Raw genomic sequence first — 21,431 nt, 5'->3', positions numbered from 1 at the left:
TGTCATACGTCAGCGGAAAAATGCACCGACGCGCTGTAAAGGATTCTGCCGTCAACGGCCGTCACCTGATGAGATACAGAACGGACGCGAAGCATAATCGCCTGGTTGTTTTCAACCTGAACGTTTATTTTCTTTTCAAGCTCCTGCAAAGATGCCGCTTCGAAAAATTCTACTTTATCTTTTATTAAATCCAATTGAAAGTTCATCAGTACAGATCCTCCTGATTTTTCTTCTGAGTCAATGAAAGTATAAGCCTTTCTGCCGTAATTGCGCAATAATCCCAGAGTATTTTAGTACCCTTTCGTTCTTTTTTGTGATAGGATAGGAACTGTTCCACGATTAATCCATACTATACTCATAGGAATTATAAATTATGGAGAGTGAAAAATATGGGCCGTGAATTTATTCCTTTATTCGAAGATTGGGCAGCGACTTATGACGCCACGGTGCACGGGGCTGACAAACAATATGCCGATGTTTTTAAAGGATATGACAATATTCTGGACAGCATCGTCGCACTTTCAGGTTCAAACGTTTTAGAGTTCGGACCGGGCACTGGGAATTTGACGGCGAAATTAGCCGCCGCGAAAAAAAAGGTGTTTGGTGTAGAACCGTCTCCGTCAATGAGAAAACTGGCAGCTGACAAGCTTTCTGACAGAGCCGTGTTCAGTGACGGGGATTTTCTGGAGTTTCCCGCTCCGCCTTTTCAAATAGATACCATCGTCAGCTCGTACGCCTTTCATCATTTAACCGATGAAGAAAAGCAAACGGCTGTAAAGCAGTATGGCACAATTCTTCAGAAGCATGATAAAATAGTGTTTGCCGATACCGTCTTTAAAGATCAAGAAGCATACGATGAAGCTATAAAAAAAGCAAGCCGAAACGGCTATCATCAATTAGCGGACGATTTAAAGACGGAACATTATCCGACACTCGGGACAATGAAAAACATCTTTTCAACTGAGGGGTTTGCCGCGCGATTTACGCAGCAAAATGACTTTGTCTGGATAATGGAGGCGATTAAACGGTAAATCGAAGGGATTGTGTATAAATGAAACTGGCAGTCATCGGAGCAATGGAAGAGGAAGTTACGATTTTAAGAAGCAAACTGAAAGACGCAAAACAAGAGATGATCGCGCACTGTGAGTTTACGACGGGCAGCTATGAAGGCGTCGAAGTTATATTGCTCAAATCAGGCATCGGAAAAGTCAACGCGGCGATCAGCACGACGCTTCTGCTTGACCGTTTCAAACCTGATTATGTGATTAACACAGGCTCAGCGGGCGGATTTCATCATACATTGAATGTAGGCGACGTCGTCATCTCAACAGATGTCAGCCACCATGACGTGGATGTGACGGCGTTTGACTATGAATACGGACAGGTGCCCGGTCTTCCGGCAGCATACAAAGCTGATGAAAAGCTGATCAGCATTACTGAGGAAGCGGTTTCTGAGCTGAACGGCATTCAAGTCGCCAAAGGCACTATTGCAACGGGAGATTCTTTTATGAATGATCCGAAGCGGGTTGAAGACGTGCGCGCCAAGTTTGCGGATTTGTACGCGGTTGAGATGGAGGCGGCGGCTGTCGCACAGGTGTGCCACCAGTTCAAAACGCCTTTTGTTGTCATCAGAGCTTTATCTGACATTGCCGGAAAAGAATCTGACGTTTCATTTGATAAATTTTTAGAACAGGCTGCCGTTCATTCAACTGAGCTTGTCCTGAATGTCATCAAACGAATTCACTAAGCGGGGGATTCTCGTTCTCCCCCGCTTTCAGGGGGAGGACGTATGTTGAACGTGATAACAGACATTACAGAGCTGATCGGAAATACACCGCTGCTTCGCCTCAAGCATTTTGATATACCGGAGGGAACGGCGGTTTATGCTAAGCTTGAGATGATGAATCCGGGCGGAAGCATTAAAGACAGGCTGGGCGAGATGCTCATTGAGGATGCGCTTCGCACGGGAAAAGTAAAAGCGGGCGGCGTTATCATTGAAGCGACTGCCGGAAACACCGGAATCGGACTCGCTCTGTGCGCCAGAAAGCATCAGCTTCGCGCCGTTTTTTGCGTCCCGGAGCATTTCAGCAGGGAAAAGCAGCAGATTATGAAAGCACTCGGAGCTGACATCGTGCACACGCCGAGAGAAGAAGGCATGCAGGGAGCCATCCGAAAAGCGCTTGAGCTGGAGAGAGAAATCAGTAATTCTTATGCTGTTTTGCAATTTAAAAACCGAGTAAATCCATTGACTTACTATAAAACGCTCGGACCTGAAATATGGAACGCACTCGGCGGCAATATCCACGCTTTTGTCGCCGGAGCGGGTTCTGGCGGCACCTTTGCCGGCACGGCAGCTTATTTAAAAGAAAAAAATCCTGCCGTCAAAACGGTTATCGTTGAACCGGAAGGCTCCATCCTGAACGGCGGAGAACCGCATGCCCATAAAACAGAAGGCATCGGCATGGAGTTTATCCCGGATTATATGGACGAGAGCCATTTTGACGCCATTTATACAGTAGAGGACGATAAGGCATTTTCGTTCGTCAGAGAAGCGGCCGAAAAAGAAGGGCTCTTAATCGGCAGCTCATCAGGGGCGGCTCTGTATGCGGCGCTTGAGGAAGCGAAAAAAGCGCCCGCCGGGTCAAATATCGTCACTATTTTCCCTGATGGCAGCGATCGTTATATAAGCAAGAATATTTTCCAAGGAGGTCAGTAAGATGAAGAAAAAAACGCTGATGGTGCACGGAGGAATTACGGGAGATGAAAAAACCGGAGCGGTTTCCGTACCGATTTATCAAGTAAGCACATACCAGCAGCCGAAAGCGGGCGAGCACACGGGCTATGAATACTCAAGAACGGCCAATCCGACGCGGACGGCTCTTGAAAGTTTAATTACAGAGCTTGAAGGCGGCGCGGCGGGATATGCGTTCGGCTCAGGAATGGCTGCGATTACGGCCGTCATGATGCTGTTTGACAGCGGGGATCATGTTATTTTGACGGACGATGTATACGGCGGCACTTACCGGGTGATGACAGGTGTGCTGAACCGTTTCGGCATTGAAGCGGATTTTGTGGATACGAGCAGTAAAGAAAAAGTCCAAAAAGCCATCCGTCCGAATACGAAAGCCATTTATATCGAAACACCGACAAATCCGCTTTTGAAAGTGACTGATCTCAAATTGATGTCTGACATCGCAAAAGAAGCGGGCGTATTGCTCATTGTCGACAATACGTTTTATACGCCGTATTTCCAGCAGCCGCTCAGCTTCGGCGCTGACATCGTGCTGCACAGTGCGACAAAATATCTTGGCGGCCACAGTGATGTCGTCGGCGGCTTAGTCGTAACGGCTGATAAAGAGCTCGGCGAAAAGCTTCATTATGTGCAAAACTCAACGGGCGGCGTTTTAGGACCGCAGGATTCATGGCTGTTGATGAGAGGGATTAAAACGCTTGGACTCAGAATGGACGCCATCAATCACAGCGCCGGAAAGATCGCCGAGCTGCTTGAAGCGCATGATGCCGTTCAGACGCTCTACTATCCGGGATCACCGAAACACCCGGGCCATGAGCTGACAAAAGCGCAAAGCTCCGGTTTCGGCGGAATGATTTCCTTTGATATCGGCAGCAGCGAACGTGTCGACGCATTTTTAGAAAAATTGAACCTGTTTACGATCGCGGAAAGCTTAGGAGCGGTTGAAAGCCTAATCTCCGTGCCGTCCAGAATGACACACGCTTCGATTCCGCGCGACCGCCGGCTTGCACTCGGCATTACGGACGGGCTCGTACGGATCTCAGTCGGTATTGAGGACACTGAGGATTTAACGGCGGATGTGAAACAGGCGCTTGATTCACTTTTATAAAGATTGGATAGATTTACATTCTCTGTCGGCTGTCAGCTTATATTATAATGTTGTTAGACTATAAAACTGGCAGGTGACCTTATATGGAGAAGAAAAGACTGAAATCATTAATAGAAGATTTTAAGCATTACGCATTTATTCTGCTTGCAGTCAGCACCTTCATTTATATCGGCGCGGTTCTTCCCGGACAAGGGCTGACTGCAGGCCAGAAAATGCTGATGTTTGTAACCGATTGTGTATTTTTAGCGGGCGCTTATTTCTGCGTTGACCGTTCACTTATTTATAAAAAGAGGCTGGACGAGGCCGATGAATAAAAAAAGCCATTGTCTTTTGACAATGGCTTTTTTCGTTTCTTATTCAGTTGGAGTTTTTCGTAATTCTTTTCCCATTCCTTTTAAAAACTGCAGCCCGAAGCCGAGCGCGCGGTTAATATCAGGGTCACCGGCGGCTTTCATCAGTTCAAACATACTGACTTTCCGGTCTTCTTTTAAAAAGCTTTGCGCCTGATCCGTTCCGGCCATGACGCTCTCTAAAAGTCTGCCCATAAATTCGGGATCGGCTTTTGACAGCGCGCCTCCCGCGGCCATCATCGTATTCAGAAGATTTGTGACAGGTTCCCGGGAAATCTGTCCGAGTGCGATTTTGGCAATTTCCTCTTTCGCCTGGAGCATATAGCCGGCGGCATCAAAAATCCCCAAGCCATTCAGCTCTGCCATAATAGACATCGTTTTCGCGACGGCTTCTTCATTTTCTGCAAGAAGCGTCTTCAGCTCTTCCAGCTTTTCGGCTTTCAGCTGTTCCTCTGTTTTTGTTTCTTTATGAATTTCAGTAATTGGGCTTGCCATAATGCTTCCTCCTTTCCTTAATCAGTTAAGTGCACATAGCCCGGACGGTTCCATTTTCGCTGCGCTTCCACACCGTTTTGCGGGTGGCGTTTTTTGTTCCGCGGATTCGTTTTCGGAAGCGGCGGAGTATCACAGGAACCGAGCACTTCCATGCGGACTTTTGTCTGCTTATAGGCAGGCGTATGTGTCCGTGAATCATACGCGGGCCCGGTCAGGAAATTAATCGCCGAATCTTTATCTGTAGAGTTCATCGGCAGATAAAGTTCGTTTGCACGGACTCGGTCTGTTACAAGCGCGTTTAATTTAACCGCTCCAAAAGGAGAGACAAGACGGATCATTGTTCCGTCGCAAATTCCTCGTTCAGCTGCGAGCTCCGGCGATACTTCAACAAATACGTCAGGCACTTTAGACTGTATGCCTTTCGATTTGTTTGTCATATTTCCTTCGTGGAAATGTTCAAGCATCCGCCCGTTGTTAATGTGCAGGTCATATTCTTCAGGGAATACGGCAGGCTCCACCCAGTCGCTCAGCGCAAAACGGGCCTTTTTGTCAGGGAAGTTAAAGCCGTCTTCATAAAGAAGCGGAGTGCTTTCTCCCGTAAAGCTTCCCCATAGGAAGCTGTTCCAGCCGCTAAGAACGTCGTAGCTTGCTTTTCCGAAAAGCGGAGAAAGGCTCGCCATTTCTGAGAAAATATCGCTTGGGTGCGTGTAATTCCAATCAGCGCCTAAACGATTGGCTACTTCCTGAATAATCCACCAGTCGGGTTTTGCATCGCCAAGTGTCGGAAGCGCCTGATACAATCTTTGCACACGCCGCTCTGTGTTTGTAAATGTTCCGTCTTTTTCAAGAGATGGAACCGCAGGCAGGATGACATCCGCGTATTGCGCCGTTCTTGAAAGGAAAATATCCTGCACAACAAAGAAATCAAGGCTGGATAAAATGTCATGAACATGGTTGGCGTTTGAATCGACGAGCGCCATGTCTTCACCGACAAGATACATGGCTTTCATGCTTCCTTCTTCAATCGCATGGAGCATTTCAATATTATCAAGGCCCGGCTTGCCGTCAATTTCGACACCGTAAGCTTTTTCGAATTTAGCCCGTGCCGCATCATCGGTAATATGCTGATATCCCGGAAGCCAGCCCGGCAAAGTTCCCATATCGCAAGCGCCTTGAACGTTGTTATGTCCCCGCAGCGGATAAGCTCCGGCACCCGGGCGGCGGTAGTTCCCTGTGGCAAGCAGCAGGTTGGAAATCGCCGCTGATGTATCAGACCCGCCTGTATTTTGGGTAACGCCCATACCCCAAAGAACACAAGTGCCGTCTGCATCACGGATCATTTCGGCAATGCGGATGATCGTATCTTGAGAAAGTCCGGTGATTCGCTCCGCGTATTCTAATGTATATTTTTTCAGCGTTTCTTTATAATCATCAAAGTAATTCACGTTTTCATCAATAAACGCTTGGTCATGCCAGCCTTGGTCAATCATATATTTCGTCACTGCCATGAGCCAGACCTGGTCAGTCCCTTGTTTCGGGCTGATAAAGAGGTCGGACCGTTCAGCCATTTCATTTCTGCGCAGATCGGCAACAATTAATTTTTGTCCGTGCAGCTTATGCGCGCGTTTCACGCGTGTGGCGAGAACCGGGTGTCCTTCCGCCGGATTGGCGCCGACGATGAGCACGAGGCCCGCTTTTGCGATATCTTTAATTGTGCCGGCGTCACCGCCCATACCGACGGTGCGGAATAAGCCGTCCGTTGCCGGTGACTGGCAGTAGCGTGAACAGTTATCCACGTTGTTGGTTTCAAATACTTGGCGCGCTAATTTTTGGATGACATAGTTGTCTTCATTCGTAATTTTAGAAGAAGAAATAAAACCGACAGAACCGTTACCATGCTCAGCCTTGATCGAGCCGAGTCTTGAAGCGACAAGGTCAAGAGCCTCTTCCCATGACGATTCAACGAATGCGCCGTTTTTCCGGATGAGCGGTTTTGTAATCCGTTCTTCCGAATTCACGAAGTCCCAGCCGAATTTCCCTTTCACACAAGTGGAAATCGCGTTAACCGGAGCATCGGAAACAGGCTGAATTTTAAGGATGTCACGTCCTTTTGTCCATACTTCAAAAGAGCAGCCGACGCCGCAGAACGTGCAGACGGTTTTTGTTTTTCTCGTCCGTTTATCGCGCATTGCCGCTTCTACTTCTGACACGGCGAAGATGCTTGTGTAGTCGGGTTCAACATTTTTCACTAAATCAATCATCGGTTCCATGACATCTTCTTTGATTCCTGTCATAAAACCGGCTTGGCCGAGCATTGATTTTTCCATCAGTGCGTTACAAGGGCAGACAGTGACACACTGGCCGCAGCTGACGCAGGAAGATTCATTAATGGCGACGCCTTCGTCCCAAATGACCCGCGGGCGGTCGCGCTCCCAATCAATTGAAAGAGTTTCATTCACCTGAAGGTTTTGGCACACTTCAACACATTGGCCGCAGGCGATGCATTGGTTCGGATCATAGCGGTAAAACGGATGAGACATATCAACCGCGCACTTTGAATCGTCTTTCGGCGTATACGGATATTTCTGATGCTCAATCCCCATCATTTCCGCTGTATTATGCAGTGTGCAGTTTCCGTTGTTGTTATCGCATACCGTACAGTAAAGCAGGTGATTCTCGAGCAGGCGGTCCATGGCCTCCGTCTGAGCTTCTTTTACCCTACCTGATGTAAGCGAGATGGACATTCCATTTTCTGCAGCCGTAAAACAAGAGCGCTGCAATTTCCCGTTTACTTCAACAATACAGGTGTCACATGTTTGAATCGGATCTACTTCAGGTACATGGCATATTTGCGGAATCTCAATTCCGTTTTGATTTAAAATATCTAAAATCTTAGTCCCCTCTGGTGCTTCATACTCTGTGCCGTCAATTTTGACACGGATAGACTGAACGTCTGTCACTTCCAATTCCCCTCCATCTTTTAAACTCGAAAAAAGCCATGCACATAGATACCGGCCTCCTGTCCGGAGATCGGTAAAAATACGCATGGCGGAATAGTTCACTAGCAAGTCTTACTAACAGACCAATCCTATCTGTATAAAACGATAGACTCATAACACGTTTCCTATTACGAATCCATCTTCACTGCTTTTATTATAAGGTGATATTTATTATAATACAATACGAAAGGAAAACTTTAACCAGGTGAAATGTCACAAAGGGGAACCGGGAATGTCTTTCATAGGCTAAAATCGGAGGGGGACAATATGTCTAAAAAGATTCATGAATTTAACGATATTATCCGGAAATTGCGCAAAGAATTATTTGGAAAAGGGCCGGAACGAATTCACACCGTCTTTGTAGATAACATGGCGGTATCTACGCTTTACGGCAATTTAAGCGCAAGTGAGCAGTTTATCGCACGCACGCCTGAAGGAAGGGAAATGGTTCACGCCGCGCGGACCAGCTTAATTCAGGAGCTGTATTCAAAACAAACGCCTGACGGAATGGAAGAGCTTATCGGAGCAAAGCTCGTGCACCTGTTTTCAGATATTAAAATAGAGGAAAATATTGCTGTATCCGTGTTTGTATTTGACCGCTCCATTGAGGAGCATAAAGAAGAAATCAAGAACTGATAATATTTAATTGACACGAAATTGTCACATTTGATATGATATGAACTGCCAGCAGTGGCTAAAGGACGATTTTTTATGGAATGTGTGCATGATCTGTACATGTTCTATAACGCATATTTTTATTCTGCTTGATATTGTTGTATGGGTATGCATACAAGTTAGGCAGCATTCAATCCCCGTTTTCAGACGGGTTATTTGAATGCTGCCTTTTTTGTTGGGCGCCTTTTGAAACTGCCGGATGAATTGATAAATGGAGGGGTTATTATGGCGTTTCGTAAACCGGACGAAATAGCGGAGCTTGCGGTCGAAGCAGGGGTAAAAAAAGTGCATTCACCGCTTTCAGCATTGGTTGTACTAGGATTTTTGGGAGGAGCGTTTATCGCGCTCGGTTATTTGCTTGATATTCGTGTCATCGGAGATCTTCCGAAAGAATGGGGCAGTTTGTCGAGTTTAATCGGCGCGGCCGTGTTTCCTGTCGGACTGGTGCTCGTCGTTCTTGCCGGGGCGGAGCTGATTACGGGAAATATGATGTCAGTATCCATGGCGCTGTTTTCCAGAAGAATATCAGCCGGTTCATTAGTGAAAAACTGGGTCATCGTGACGCTGATGAATCTTGTCGGCGCGCTGTTTGTCGCTTACTTTTTCGGACATATAGTCGGATTAACCGAAACAGGCCCGTATTTGGAAAAAACGATTGCAGTCGCACAAGGCAAATTGGATATGCCGTTTGGAAAAGTCATTGTTTCGGCGATTGGCTGCAACTGGCTTGTCTGTTTAGCCGTTTGGCTTTCTTTCGGCGCAGAAGACGGAGCCGGTAAAATCGCGGGTATATGGTTTCCGATAATGGCGTTTGTCGCAATTGGTTTTCAGCACGTTGTCGCGAATATGTTTATCATTCCGGCCGCAATTTTTGCAGGCTCTTTTTCATGGGGGGATCTGATTCTTAATCTCATTCCGGCCTTTATCGGGAATGTGATCGGCGGCGCAGTGTTTGTCGGCCTTATTTATTTTATTGCATATTCAAAAAAGGATCAGAATAAACAAGGAATGAAAAGAGTGTCCTGAGGTAAGAAAGATGCCGGAAAACATGGACAATTATAGCGGAATTCAAGCACATTTTCCGTCCAAATCTTGAAAAAAATGTTTACAAATTGGAAGTCGGTGGATATACTTACAAAGTAAGAAAAAAGCAAAGGGAGGTTGAGTCACATGACAATGTTAAACGGTAAGCAAAATCCAAAATTGAATCGATTCAGCCTGTGGAAGAGTTCGTGTCCTTCCTTAACCTCTGCCTGTCAAGCACGTTAATTTCGGAGTATCAGGACATTCGCAGCTCCCCGCAGGGAAAGAAGCATCGGCTTCTTTTGTCTGCGGATTTAGTCTGCCCGCAGCGCATCTGAAGTTTGCTGCGGGTTATTTTCGCTTGTGCGGATATTGAAAGGGGGTGAGCGATAATGACCATCAATCTTTTCTTTTTAACACTGACCATTTCAAAGCGTTTTAAAAGTGCGGAAGAGTACGAACGAGAACAACAGGTCGAAGAGTTTTACAATGAAGCGAAAGAACGTCAGCTGAAACATTTTTATATGAACTGAATGAACACGAAGAGCCAAAATGGAGGAGAAGGAGGAGATCATCATGTTCAGAATTGAACTGCTGAATCATTACACTATGGAGAAGGACCAGGTTTAGCGAAAATTTTTCTGTCACGGCGCAGACGGCCTGCATACCATGGTAAAGAAAAACTGGTAAGCGGGTGATAGCATGCAGGGCGGTCAGAACAGAATTCCATCCATTGGACACGGGTATGCGTCAATGCCCCATTCATTTAAACACGGCTACGGCAACCCGTACCGCCGTCAGAGAATGGCGGCCCTTTCCCGGCAGACAAGATATATCGCACCGTATTATTGGTACTAGAGCAGACGGAAAACATACGTTTTCCGTCTTTTTTTTATGAAATCTAAAATAAATTTCAAATAAATCGAAACGTTGATGAAGAGAACTGCGTCTAGTTAGCACCTCGTACTAATAGGAGGTAATATTATTTCTGAATAATAAATCACAGGAATAGAAAAGCGGGTGTTATACAATGTTGCAACATACATCTTCAGCATTAAAACGAATGCGCGCGAAATACTTTGCTAAATCAGAACCGGCACAACCGGTCATTCGACAAATCATGATGGATATACAGGAATACGACCGCATTCTGGAAATCGGAACAGGAAACGGCTCAATGTTTAAACAAATCATCGGACAGCTTGAAAAGGGCAGTCTTAAAAGTATAGAAAGATCTAAACGTAAAATACGGAAAACACAGCGCGCAAACCGTTCGGCCATTAAGGCCGGGCTCGGAAACATTCAGCAGGGGCGGCCTGAAAGCATTCCGTTCCACGACCGCAGCTTTCATAAAGTCTTCTCTTTACATACTGCTGAAACAGTCAGCGATTACCGGATTGCATGTAAAGAAGTGTACCGCGTTCTTCAGATTGACGGGTGTTTTTACATCGTTTTGAAGCCTTCGCGGATGAGTGAAAATGATGTGATTCAGGTGCTGCGTGATCAGCATTTCAGAGACATTTCAGTTGTCAGCAGAGATTCATTCCATTTTATTACTGCCATTAAATAGAATATTTCTCGGGAAATAAAAAGAGCTGCTTAAGTCACTGCAGCTCTTTTTGTTAAATTGGGCATTTTTCCTTATTTTCGGTTATTTCACACATATTTTATATTAAAAAAAGTTTTTTTCTTATACAATGGTTATCAGATGTCCGTACATTTTAAAATTTGAACAAACGGAATGAATATTCATTCCGCTTTTGAAAGGGGATTGGATGACAGCTTCAAACAAGGTTGAACTCATTATGAAAGCGTCGCTTACTTTGTTTACCGAAAGAGGATTTGACGCGACGACAATTCCGATGATTGCCGCTCAGGCGGATGTCGGAACCGGCACCATTTACCGTTACTTTGACAGTAAAGAATCACTTGTAAATGTGCTGTATCAGGAAAGCGCCCAGCGTTTTATGAAAAAGGTCAAAACCGATTTTTCAAAAATATCTGTAAGAGAAGGGTTTCATCATCTTTTTTATTGTCTGATTGATTTTACAGAGGAAAGCGAGTATGCATTGTTTTTTCTTGAAACGAATAAGGACGCCTACTTTCTGAATGAAACGAGCCGTAAGCTTCTTGATGAATTAACACAGATGCTTGACGTCTTTTTTCAGCGCGGCAAGTCTGAAGGCGTGCTCCGCAGCCTGCCGTCCAATGTGCTGATGGCGATTTTGCTCGGGGCATATCTTAAACTCTATCAGCTTGTCCGGGCGGGAAGCGTCGAGATAACGAAACCGTTTCTGAAAGAATTGGAGCAATGCTCTTGGGATGCCATCAGAACTCATTAATTATTCGCCGAAGGAAGGAAGATCTATATGAAACAGCTAAGCGCAATACCGCAGCCGAAAACATACGGCCCTCTGAAAAATCTCCCTCACTTGGAAAAAGAAAAGCTTTCACAATCGCTTTGGAAAATAGCGGAGGAATACGGCCCGATCTTTCGTTTTGAATTCCCGAGCTCTGTCGGGGTCTTCGTATCAGGCCGCGAGCTCGCAGCAGAAGTCTGTGATGAGAAGCGATTTGACAAAAACCTCGGCAAAGCTTTGCTGAAAGTCCGTGAATTTGGCGGTGACGGATTATTTACGAGCTGGACAAACGAAAAGAATTGGCAGAAAGCGCATCGGATTTTATTGCCGAGCTTCAGTCAGAAAGCAATGAAAGGCTATCATTCAATGATGCTTGATATTGCCATGCAGCTCGTGCAGAAGTGGAGCAGATTAAATCCGAATGAAGAAATTGACGTCGCTGAAGATATGACGCGCCTGACGCTGGATACCATCGGCCTGTGCGGATTTCATTACCGCTTTAACAGCTTTTACCGCGACACACAGCATCCTTTTATCACAAGCATGCTTCGTGCGCTGCAGGAGGCCATGCGCCAATCTCAACGGCACAGCCTGCAGGACAAGCTGATGATCAAAACGAGACATCAGTTCCAGCAGGATATTGAAGAGATGAATGCGCTTGTAGACCGGATCATTGCTGAGCGGAGGGAAAATCCGGATGAGAATCTGTCTGATCTTTTGGCATTGATGCTTGAAGCCAAAGACCCTGTAACGGGTGAAAGGCTGGATGATGAAAATATCCGCTATCAAATTATTACCTTTTTGATCGCTGGGCATGAAACGACAAGCGGGCTGCTTTCTTTTGCGATATACTGCCTGCTGAAAAATAAAGATAAATTGGAAAAAGCCGTTCAGGAAGCCGAACGGGTGCTGACGGGAGAAACCCCTGAATATAAGCAGATTCAGCAGCTGACCTATATCCGCATGGTGTTAAACGAAACATTGCGGCTTTATCCGACTGCCCCGGCATTTTCTCTGTACGCGAAGGAAGATACGGTTCTCGGCGGGAAATATCCGATTGAGAAAGGACAGCCCGTGACGATTCTGACTCCGCAGCTGCACCGTGATAAAAGCGCGTGGGGAGAAGATGCCGAGTTATTCCGCCCTGAAAGGTTCAGTGATCCCGCGGCCATTCCGGCTGATGCGTATAAGCCGTTCGGAAACGGACAGCGCGCCTGCATCGGGATGCAGTTTGCCCTTCAGGAAGCGACGATGGTGCTCGGTCTTGTCCTTAAGCATTTTGAACTGATTGATCATTCTGATTATGAGCTTACGATTAAAGAAGCTTTAACCATTAAGCCCGGCGATTTTAAAATCCGGGTGAAAAACAAGGACGTGTCCAATCGGCAGACCGCACAGAACCATAAAGCTGAAGGAAGCGATCACAAAGAAGAAACGAAAGAAATACCGTCCCACGGAACCCCGCTTCTCATCCTTTACGGATCAAATTTAGGAACTGCGGAAGGAATTGCGGAAGAGCTGGCTGACATCGGAAGAAGCAAAGGCTTTTCAACTGAAACCGGGCCGCTCGATGATTATGCCGGGAAATTGCCTGTAAAAGGCGCTGTCGTGATTGTAACGGCTTCTTACAACGGGGCGCCGCCTGATAACGCGGCGGGTTTTGTCAAGTGGATGGAAACTCTTGAAGATCAGGAATTAAAGGGTGTTTCTTACGCCGTCTTCGGCTGCGGAGACCGCAATTGGGCCGCCACCTACCAGAAGATTCCCCGTCTTATAGACAAAGTGCTTGAAGAAAAAGGAGCAACACGGCTTACCTCTATCGGAGAGGGTGACAATGCCGATGATTTTGAGTACAGTCAGGAAGCTTGGGAAGATTCATTTTGGCAGGACATCATCAAGGCTTTTCATATAGAAGCCGCTCCCGAACAGCAAAACAAATCACAGCTATCAATAGAATATGTAAGTGAAGCAGCTGAGACGCCGATTGCCAAAACGTACAAAGCGTTTGAGGCGGAAGTCATCACAAACAAAGAGCTTCATACCGAAAGCAGCACGCGATCAGTCCGGCACATTGAGCTGCGTCTCCCGGAAACAGAAACTTATCAGGAAGGAGACCATCTCGGGGTGCTTCCGCAAAACAGCGGGGAACTGATCAGCCGCGTCATTCACCGGTTCGCTCTCGATCCGAATCAGCACTTTAAAATCAGCGGACGGCATTTACCTCATCTGCCGATGGACCGGCCGGTTAATGCACTGGAGCTTTTGGCGTCATATGTAGAACTGCAGGAACCGGCCACGAGAGCCCAGCTTCGAGAACTTGCCGCACATACCGTGTGCCCGCCGCACCAAAAAGAATTGGAGCATCTTTATTCTGATGAAACGGCATATAAAGAAAACGTGCTGAAAAAACGAATGACCATGCTGGATCTGCTGGAAGATTATCCGGCATGTGAATTGCCGTTCGAGCGCTTTTTAGAACTTTTGCCGTCCTTAAAGGCGCGCTATTATTCAATCTCAAGCTCACCGAAGGCAAACAGCGGGGAACTCAGTATCACAGTCGGCGTTGTAACGGCTCCGGCTTGGAGCGGCCGGGGAGAATATCGCGGTGTTGCTTCGAACTACTTAGCCGGATTACAGAATGGCGATCATGCCGTCTGTTTCATCCGCTCACCGCAATCCGGTTTTGCACTGCCTGAAAATACGAAAACGCCTCTCATTATGGTCGGAGCGGGCACTGGAATCGCGCCGTTCAGGGGATTTATCCAGGCGCGGGCTGCCGAAAAAATGTCCGGTAACAGCCTGGGGGAAGCTCATTTATACTTTGGCTGCAGACATCCTGAAGAAGATGATCTCTACAAAGATGAATTCGATCAGGCGGAGAAAACAGGCCTTGTCACCGTGCATCGGGCGTATTCAAGGTTAGATCAGGACTGTAAAGTATACGTACAGGATGTCCTGCTTCGTGAGGCCGCACAGATTATTGCGCTTCTTGACCAAGGCGGCCATCTCTATATATGCGGTGACGGAAGCAAAATGGCTCCGGCCGTGGAAAATGTCCTGCTGCAGGCGTATGAAAAGGTGCATAACACTGATTCGAAAGTTTCCTTGAGTTGGCTTGAACAGCTGCAGGCGGAAGGAAGATATGCGAAAGATGTGTGGGCAGGTGTGTAACAGAAGCGTGAGGTCACAACTGATGACCGTCATATAATGGAAGAAAGCCGGCACGATATTTGAAATCTACTGAATCAAAAGGAATAGTTATAGGGAGTATCGTGCCGGCCTTATTTTTATTATCGGACAAAAGACACAAACATTTAATGTTTTTATTAATTTATATGCAGGCGGCTATGTTTTCTTTTTTTTAATTCCGCCAAAAATAAAACCGGATAAGACAACAGCAATAAAACCGAAATAAAAGAAATGATGCCGATCCAATGAAAATGCGTCCAAAAGAAACCGCCGCAAGAACCAGCCACGCTTGAACCGATATAATATGCAAGCAGATATAATGAAGAGGCTTGTGCGCGATGGTTACCGGCTGCGCGGCCGACCCAGGCGCTTGCAATCGAATGTGCGCCGAAGAACCCGAAGGTAAAGACGGCAATCCCCGCGATTTTAAGTGCAAGCTGAGGCAGAAGTGTCACCGCTGCGCCGGCCAGCATAACAAAAATCGCAATCTTTATCATTTTTGCGCTTCCGTAAAGGTCCGCTTTTTTCCCCATATAGACTGAGCTGAACGTTCCCGCGAGGTAGACAATAAAAATAAAACCGATCACAGTCTGCGACAAATGATAAGGAGCGGCCATTAAATGAAAACCGATATAATTATATAATGTGACAAAACTCCCCATTAATATAAACCCCAGAGAAATTAACAAAAGCAGCCGTTTACGGTGTATGACAGCTCCGTATTCCTTACATGCCGCTTTTAAGCCCGCATGCCGCTGAGATGAATGACGCGGAGCCGGAAGCAAGCGCCAAAACAAATAGCTTAATACAATAGAAAGAATACCGATGATGGCAAGCGCCGGCCGCCAGCCGAATAAATCGGTCAGAAGCCCCGTTAACAGCCTGCCGCTCATTCCTCCGATGCTTGTGCCGCTGATATACAGGCCCATCATTTTCCCGAGGCCCTTCGGATCAAACTCCTCGCCTACATACGTCATGGCGACAGCCGGAACGCCCGCCAGAAAAATACCGAGCAGACCCCTCATCGCCAAAAGCGCCGGAAAAGCCGGACTGAATGCTGTTAACAGACCTAAAACAGAAGTGGCTGTTAATGAAAGCACCATTAATTTTTTTCTGCCGAAATCGTCAGATAACGAAGCGGCGGCCAATAATGAAAATGCCAAAACGGCTGTTGAGATGGATAAAGTTAAGCTCGCAGCCGCAGCGGAAATATGAAACTCTTCCGAAAACAAAGGCAAAAGCGGCTGTGTCGTGTAAAGGGTGGCGAATGTCACGAAGCCGCTGATAAACAGAGCCAGGCTGGCCTTTCTGTAAGCCTTTGTATGAGGCTGTATAAACGTCATGAATGTCCCTCTTTTCTCACTGTTGGTTATATATGTATCGTACGCTTTTCATTTCAATGTGTCTAATTTATAATAACTATGGAATTAATGCGTGTAGGTTATGAAAGAAGGGGAGAAGGAGAAATGGAGCTTCATCAAATTGACAACTTCATTGCGGCGGCAAAACATCAGCATTTCACAAATGCGGCCAAAGAAAGGATGATTTCTCAGCCGGCATTAAGCCGATCGATTATCAGGCTCGAAGAAGAATTAGGCGCGCCGTTATTTTACAGAGAGACGAAAGCAGTCCGGCTGACAAGGCACGGAGAGCAGTTCTTACTAAAAGCAAAACAAGCGAGACGCGCTTTAAATGAAGGCGTTGAACAAGTGAAAAAGAATATGAGCCTGGAGCACGGCGAAATATCCGTATCATTTCTTCATACGCTCGGTTTGCGCTTAATGCCTCAGCTGATTGCCGAATTTAAAAAGCAATATCCAAACGTGACTTTCAGGCTCTACCAAGGCGCAAATGAAACGCTTCGCAAAATGGTGGAAACGGGAGATGCGGATATCTGTCTCAGCTCACCGCCGCTTCCCAGCGAGCTTTTACAATGGACGGTGCTGGAGAAAGAGCCTCTTTATGCGGTGCTTCCTGAAACTCACCCGCTTGCAGGGAAAAAAAGCATTCAAATGAAAGAAATGCAGGACGAGGATTTTGTCGGATTTAAACCGGGATACGGGCTGAGGTATATGTTTGATCTGATGTGCCGGGATTTGAATATACACCCGCATCTCGCATTTGAAGGGGAGGAAGTATCGACCATATTAGGGCTGACCGCCGCCGGCCTTGGAGCTGCAGTGCTGCCGAAAACCGCGGAGCATCAATATTTTCCGGTCGTTTTTCTTCCGGTGGCAGATTACCAATGCGAACGCACCATTGCGTTAGCCCAGTTAAAAAACCATGATCTCTCTCCGGCTGCGGAGCGTTTTAAACAGTTTGCACTTGAGTATTACAAAACACGAAATGCGCCGTCAGTCTCGTAAAATCGAAGTCACAATATGCTTTAAATCCCATTGCCCTTCGAAAAAAATGTAATGGGATACTTGCAGGGAAACAGCTGCTGATGAAGTTCTTCAGCCGGCATCCCTGCCTTTGTTTTTGTGCTTACATATAAATCAACTGTACACATTCCATTTCACCGACAGAAACTGTATCGGCCCGTTAGCCAAATGAATGTCATTGATCTTCCCAAAAGCATTCTTTTTTTAAAACAGCAAAGAGAATCCCTTCTTTTTGAGCGAATGATCATTCACTACCTTTGTAACATCTTTCTTCTGAAAATCCAGCATTGCAAATACGTGTCAGTAGAAGAGGTGACGAAACTGGTGTTACTATTGATATAAAGCAGAAAGAAATACGGATAACGGAGGAACACCATGGCGAAAAAAACGGTTAAAACAAATGCTGTCCGTATCATTGAACAGCAAAACATTCCCTATGAGCTTTTAGGTTACAAAACAGAAGGGGGACAGCCCGCAGACGGCCTTTCCGTTTCGGAGAAAATCGGATATTCTGCCGAAAATGTTTATAAAACCTTAGTGGCCTCGGCAGGAACAGAACGTTATTACGTTTTTGTTGTTCCCGTTTCAAAAGAACTGGATCTGAAAAAGGCTGCAAAGGCAGTGGGTGAGAAGAAAGTGGAAATGATTGCCGTGAAGGACCTTTTAGGCGTGACCGGCTATATGCGAGGCGGCTGCTCCCCGATCGGCATGAAAAAATGGTTTCCGACTTTTATTGATAAATCCTCCGAAACACTGGAGTTTATGATTGTCAGTGCGGGGAAAATCGGAATGCAGCTGAAATTAGCGCCTCAACATTTAGCCGAAGCAAGCCGGGCAGCATTTGCAGATATTGTATAAATGCCCGATAAATCCAGTGAAATACACGTTTCAAGGGAGAATGATAATGAAAAAAAGATACGAAAACTTGAATGGCGTGAAGAATGAAAATGGATTCAGGGACATGTTGAGATGGATGAAAGAACGAAGAGAGAAAATAAAAGATTTAAGCGAGCACATTCCGAAAGCGGCCAATAGGGATGTTCACGAGGTTGCCGTCAATCGCACGGAAACGGCCATTACATGGATCGGCCATTCCTCATTTCTGATCCAAACACAGGGGCTTAACATCATGACCGACCCTGTATGGGCGCGGCGGAAGGGTTTTCAAAAACGGCTGACAGAGCCGGGATATGAGTTGAGCGAACTGCCTGATATTGATGCCGTGCTCATTTCACACGGGCATTATGACCATCTTGATTTTCCGAGTATAAAAAAACTGCGAGGAAACCCGGATTTTTACGTGCCAGCGGGACTGAAAAAGCTGTTGTTAAAAAAAGGCTGCAAAAAGGTCTATGAAATGAATTGGTGGGATCGTTTTGAGGTGCGGGGAGTGAACATATCATTTGTTCCGGCCCAGCACTGGACACGGAGAACGCTCTGGGATACCGATACCTCTCATTGGGGAGGGTGGGTCATTGAAAGCGAAAACGGCGAATCCATCTATTTTGCAGGAGATACAGGCTATTTCGATGGTTTCAAAGAAATCGGAGAAAGGTTTCATATTAAGGCGGCTCTGATGCCGATCGGAGCGTACGAACCGGAATGGTTTATGAAAGTGTCACATATCAATCCGGAAGACGCCGTGAAAGCGTTTTTGGAGCTGAAGGCTGACAGCTTCATTCCCATGCATTACGGAGCATTCCGGCTTGCTGATGATACAGGACCGGAAGCATTAAGCAGACTGCACAGGGAATGGACCCGTCTTGCGTTACATCCGCAAAAGCTGAAAGCATTAGCGCTCGGAGAAACATTTTGGCTGTAACAGCAGATTTTCACTGCCGACACCAATCGTTTAAAAACGATTGGTGTTTTGTCGTCCAATGACTGTATAAAACATGATTTTTCCGGAAGCTGCGGTAAAAAACAAAACTTTTTACTCTTTTGTTCCGCTATATAATGTAAACGGTTTCGTATGCGCAGTATATTTATACTATCACAATTGTTCAAGCGGAAACGGACAGGAAGGATAGAAAAACAGATGAAAGACATGAATTCAAGACAGAAAGAGATTTTGTATCTGTTGTTATCTGAACCTGATGACTGCTTAGTTGTGCAAGATTTCGCAGACAGGGTCCGATGTTCTGAAAAGACGATCAGGAATGATTTGAAAACGATTGAGGATTTCCTGAATGAACATTCTCACGCTCAGCTGATCCGAAAACCCGGATTAGGCGTCTATTTACATATATCAGAACAGGAAAGGTCATGGTTAAGCCGGCAAATGTATAATGAGCATTTCACTTGCAGGCATAAGACCGATGAAGAAAGAATACTTCACATTGCTTATGATTTATTAATGAATTCAAAGCCTGTTTCTGCAAAAGAATTAGCCGCGCAGCACTTTGTGAACAGAGCATCCATTAAAAAGGATGTAAATGCGGTTGAAAAGTGGCTGAAGCGATTTGGCCTCACGCTGGTTTCTAAACAGCGCCTCGGATTAAAGATTGAAGGGGACGAAAAAAATAAAAGAAAAGCATTGGCGCGAATTTCGGATTTGACTGATAATACGGAGTTTACAAGCCAATTTATAAAAAGTAAGTTCTTAAGCCATGAAGCGGATTTTGTGAGAAAAGAAATTAAATTATTACAAAAAACCCATTCTATCTATTTCACGGATGAAACATTTGAAAGTTTGCTGCTGCATACATTGCTGACAATCCGCCGGATCAAAATGAAGCAGCCGATCGCGATTTCTGCAAGACAGCTGGACGCAGTAAAAAAGAAGAAAGAATATGAATGGACACGGGCTTGTTTAAAACGGCTTGAGCCGGTATTTGCCATCCGGTTTCCTGAGGAAGAAGCCGTCTATTTAACTTTACATATTATAGGCGGGAAAGTCCGCTATCCATTGCAGCAAGAAAAGAAGCTTGATCTTGAAGATTCCGAGCTTCCCAAAGTCGTCAGGCATTTAATCAATCGTGTTTCAGAGCTGAAAATGCTGGATTTCCATAAAGACCAAGAATTGATCAACGGATTGAACATCCATCTCGATCCGGTGCTGAAGCGGCTGAGCTATGATCTCTCTGTTTCAAACCCCATGCTTAACGACATCAAAAAAATGTACCCTTATTTGTTTCATCTTATCATCGACGTCTTGGAAGACATCAATCAAACATTTGATCTTTATATTCCTGAAGAAGAGGCGGCATATTTGACGCTGCATTTTCAGGCAGCGATCGAGCGTCTGCGCCGAAGCAGTGACAGCCATAAAAGGGCGATCATCGTCTGCCATATGGGCATTGGTATGTCACAATTGCTGCGGACTAAAATTGAACGGAAATTTCATGACATTACCGTAATAGACTGCATCGCAAAAGCGGAGCTGGCAGAGTATATCAAAAAGCATAAAGAGATAGATTTCGTCATTTCTACGATAGAACTTGGAAATGTAACGAACCCTCATATTGTCGTTTCACCGCTTTTGGAGCCTGCTGATGAAAAAAAGCTCAGCGCATTTATTGGACAGCTTGATACATCGCACCGCCGGGAGCAAAAAACGTTCAAAATGCTGAATGATACGACTCCGTTTCTCGTTTTTTTACAGCAAGAGACAGAGCACCGCTATCAGGTCATTGAACAGCTGGCACGTGCTTTGTATGAGAAAGGCTATGTAGAAAAAGAGTATGGCATTCATGCAGTAATGAGAGAAAAAATGTCGGCGACAAATATCGGGGCGGGTATTGCCATTCCTCACGCTAACTCCAAATATATCAAACAATCAGCCATTGCAATCGCCACTTTAAAAGAGCCGATTGAATGGGGGACGGAAAAAGTGTCGCTCGTTTTTATGCTTGCCGTCAAACATGAGGATCAAAACATGGTAAAGCAATTATTCAGTGAGCTTTCCTATCTCAGCGAGCAGCCGGCATTGATTCAAAAACTGACGGAAGAAAAAAATGTGATGACGTTTTTATCTTATTTAAACTATTAAAAGCAGGGAATGGCTCCCTGCTTTTTTTCTGTTTATAGGGAAAAATGCCGTTATTTCCGGAACTTATGGTAAAAAAACGCGCTAATTAAGGTATGAATTCAGTAT

Annotated in this window: 20 protein-coding genes; 16 read left to right on the top strand and 4 right to left on the bottom strand. The window is 45.8% G+C overall.

The genetic code is table 11. From position 1 onward, the window contains the following. Nucleotides 1-2: 2 nt before the first annotated feature. Nucleotides 3-206: a YrzA family protein gene (locus MHH91_RS13650; RefSeq protein ID WP_014470751.1), complete on the bottom strand. Its 204-nt coding sequence runs from the start codon at nucleotides 204-206 to the stop codon at nucleotides 3-5. A gap of 183 nt (nucleotides 207-389) precedes the next feature. On the opposite strand from MHH91_RS13650, the gene MHH91_RS13645 reads away from it, so the two are divergent. From MHH91_RS13645 to MHH91_RS13625, 5 genes are all read left to right on the top strand, one after another. Beyond that, nucleotides 390-1,031, top strand: a complete 642-nt coding sequence (locus MHH91_RS13645; RefSeq protein WP_014470750.1) for a class I SAM-dependent methyltransferase — start codon at nucleotides 390-392, stop codon at nucleotides 1,029-1,031. 20 nt (nucleotides 1,032-1,051) lie between these two features. Beyond that, nucleotides 1,052-1,747: a 5'-methylthioadenosine/S-adenosylhomocysteine nucleosidase gene (gene mtnN / locus MHH91_RS13640; RefSeq protein ID WP_014470749.1), complete on the top strand. Its 696-nt coding sequence runs from the start codon at nucleotides 1,052-1,054 to the stop codon at nucleotides 1,745-1,747. 45 nt (nucleotides 1,748-1,792) lie between these two features. Beyond that, on the top strand, nucleotides 1,793-2,716 hold the full coding sequence (locus tag MHH91_RS13635; protein WP_014470748.1) for an O-acetylserine dependent cystathionine beta-synthase: 924 nt from the start codon (nucleotides 1,793-1,795) through the stop codon (nucleotides 2,714-2,716). 1 nt (nucleotide 2,717) lies between these two features. Continuing rightward, complete coding sequence (locus MHH91_RS13630; protein ID WP_014470747.1) at nucleotides 2,718-3,860, top strand: bifunctional cystathionine gamma-lyase/homocysteine desulfhydrase; 1,143 nt, start codon at nucleotides 2,718-2,720, stop codon at nucleotides 3,858-3,860. Between the two features lie 83 nt (nucleotides 3,861-3,943). Beyond that, the gene (locus MHH91_RS13625) at nucleotides 3,944-4,174 is read left to right on the top strand and encodes a YrhC family protein (RefSeq protein WP_014470746.1); all 231 of its coding nucleotides are present in this window, start codon (nucleotides 3,944-3,946) and stop codon (nucleotides 4,172-4,174) included. A 39-nt stretch (nucleotides 4,175-4,213) separates the two neighbouring features. On the opposite strand, the gene MHH91_RS13620 is transcribed toward MHH91_RS13625, so the two are convergent. Next, a complete protein-coding gene (locus MHH91_RS13620) occupies nucleotides 4,214-4,705 on the bottom strand; it encodes a DUF1641 domain-containing protein (RefSeq protein ID WP_014470745.1) in 492 nt (163 codons plus the stop codon). A gap of 17 nt (nucleotides 4,706-4,722) precedes the next feature. Next, nucleotides 4,723-7,665: a formate dehydrogenase subunit alpha gene (fdhF, locus tag MHH91_RS13615; RefSeq protein WP_014470744.1), complete on the bottom strand. Its 2,943-nt coding sequence runs from the start codon at nucleotides 7,663-7,665 to the stop codon at nucleotides 4,723-4,725. A gap of 306 nt (nucleotides 7,666-7,971) precedes the next feature. Between fdhF and MHH91_RS13610 the strand changes: the two genes are divergently transcribed. The 7 genes from MHH91_RS13610 (at nucleotide 7,972) to MHH91_RS13580 (ending at nucleotide 14,933) form a co-directional block, all read left to right on the top strand. Then, nucleotides 7,972-8,340 carry a DUF2294 domain-containing protein gene (locus tag MHH91_RS13610; RefSeq protein WP_014470743.1) on the top strand — a complete coding sequence of 123 codons (369 nt, stop codon included), beginning with the start codon at nucleotides 7,972-7,974 and terminating at the stop codon, nucleotides 8,338-8,340. 264 nt (nucleotides 8,341-8,604) lie between these two features. After that, on the top strand, nucleotides 8,605-9,405 hold the full coding sequence (locus MHH91_RS13605) for a formate/nitrite transporter family protein (protein WP_014470742.1): 801 nt from the start codon (nucleotides 8,605-8,607) through the stop codon (nucleotides 9,403-9,405). 389 nt (nucleotides 9,406-9,794) lie between these two features. Next, a complete protein-coding gene (locus MHH91_RS13600; RefSeq protein WP_003152787.1) occupies nucleotides 9,795-9,935 on the top strand; it encodes a YrzI family small protein in 141 nt (46 codons plus the stop codon). 169 nt (nucleotides 9,936-10,104) lie between these two features. Next, complete coding sequence (locus MHH91_RS13595; protein WP_007408227.1) at nucleotides 10,105-10,260, top strand: hypothetical protein; 156 nt, start codon at nucleotides 10,105-10,107, stop codon at nucleotides 10,258-10,260. A gap of 172 nt (nucleotides 10,261-10,432) precedes the next feature. Next, nucleotides 10,433-10,972: a class I SAM-dependent methyltransferase gene (locus MHH91_RS13590; protein WP_014470741.1), complete on the top strand. Its 540-nt coding sequence runs from the start codon at nucleotides 10,433-10,435 to the stop codon at nucleotides 10,970-10,972. A 205-nt stretch (nucleotides 10,973-11,177) separates the two neighbouring features. Next, nucleotides 11,178-11,744: a TetR/AcrR family transcriptional regulator gene (locus MHH91_RS13585; RefSeq protein ID WP_014472129.1), complete on the top strand. Its 567-nt coding sequence runs from the start codon at nucleotides 11,178-11,180 to the stop codon at nucleotides 11,742-11,744. Nucleotides 11,745-11,771: 27 nt separating this feature from the next. Continuing rightward, complete coding sequence (locus MHH91_RS13580; protein WP_014470739.1) at nucleotides 11,772-14,933, top strand: bifunctional cytochrome P450/NADPH--P450 reductase; 3,162 nt, start codon at nucleotides 11,772-11,774, stop codon at nucleotides 14,931-14,933. Between the two features lie 155 nt (nucleotides 14,934-15,088). On the opposite strand, the gene MHH91_RS13575 is transcribed toward MHH91_RS13580, so the two are convergent. Further along, nucleotides 15,089-16,294 carry an MFS transporter gene (locus tag MHH91_RS13575; RefSeq protein WP_014470738.1) on the bottom strand — a complete coding sequence of 402 codons (1,206 nt, stop codon included), beginning with the start codon at nucleotides 16,292-16,294 and terminating at the stop codon, nucleotides 15,089-15,091. 123 nt (nucleotides 16,295-16,417) lie between these two features. Between MHH91_RS13575 and MHH91_RS13570 the strand changes: the two genes are divergently transcribed. From MHH91_RS13570 to MHH91_RS13555, 4 genes are all read left to right on the top strand, one after another. Further along, nucleotides 16,418-17,317, top strand: a complete 900-nt coding sequence (locus MHH91_RS13570; protein ID WP_014470737.1) for a LysR family transcriptional regulator — start codon at nucleotides 16,418-16,420, stop codon at nucleotides 17,315-17,317. A gap of 393 nt (nucleotides 17,318-17,710) precedes the next feature. After that, nucleotides 17,711-18,193 (top strand): Cys-tRNA(Pro) deacylase, encoded by a 483-nt coding sequence (ybaK, locus tag MHH91_RS13565; protein WP_014470736.1) that lies wholly within the window; start codon nucleotides 17,711-17,713, stop codon nucleotides 18,191-18,193. Between the two features lie 46 nt (nucleotides 18,194-18,239). Then, a complete protein-coding gene (locus tag MHH91_RS13560; protein WP_014472125.1) occupies nucleotides 18,240-19,157 on the top strand; it encodes an MBL fold metallo-hydrolase in 918 nt (305 codons plus the stop codon). Nucleotides 19,158-19,373: 216 nt separating this feature from the next. Beyond that, complete coding sequence (locus MHH91_RS13555) at nucleotides 19,374-21,326, top strand: BglG family transcription antiterminator (RefSeq protein WP_014472123.1); 1,953 nt, start codon at nucleotides 19,374-19,376, stop codon at nucleotides 21,324-21,326. The last annotated feature ends 105 nt before the right edge of the window (nucleotides 21,327-21,431 follow it).

The organism is Bacillus sp. FSL K6-2819, assembly GCF_038008305.1.
GTDB classification, from domain to species: Bacteria; Bacillota; Bacilli; order Bacillales; family Bacillaceae; genus Bacillus; species Bacillus amyloliquefaciens.
Note: the sequence above shows the minus strand (reverse complement) of the source record. Positions and strands in the feature narration are given on the sequence as shown.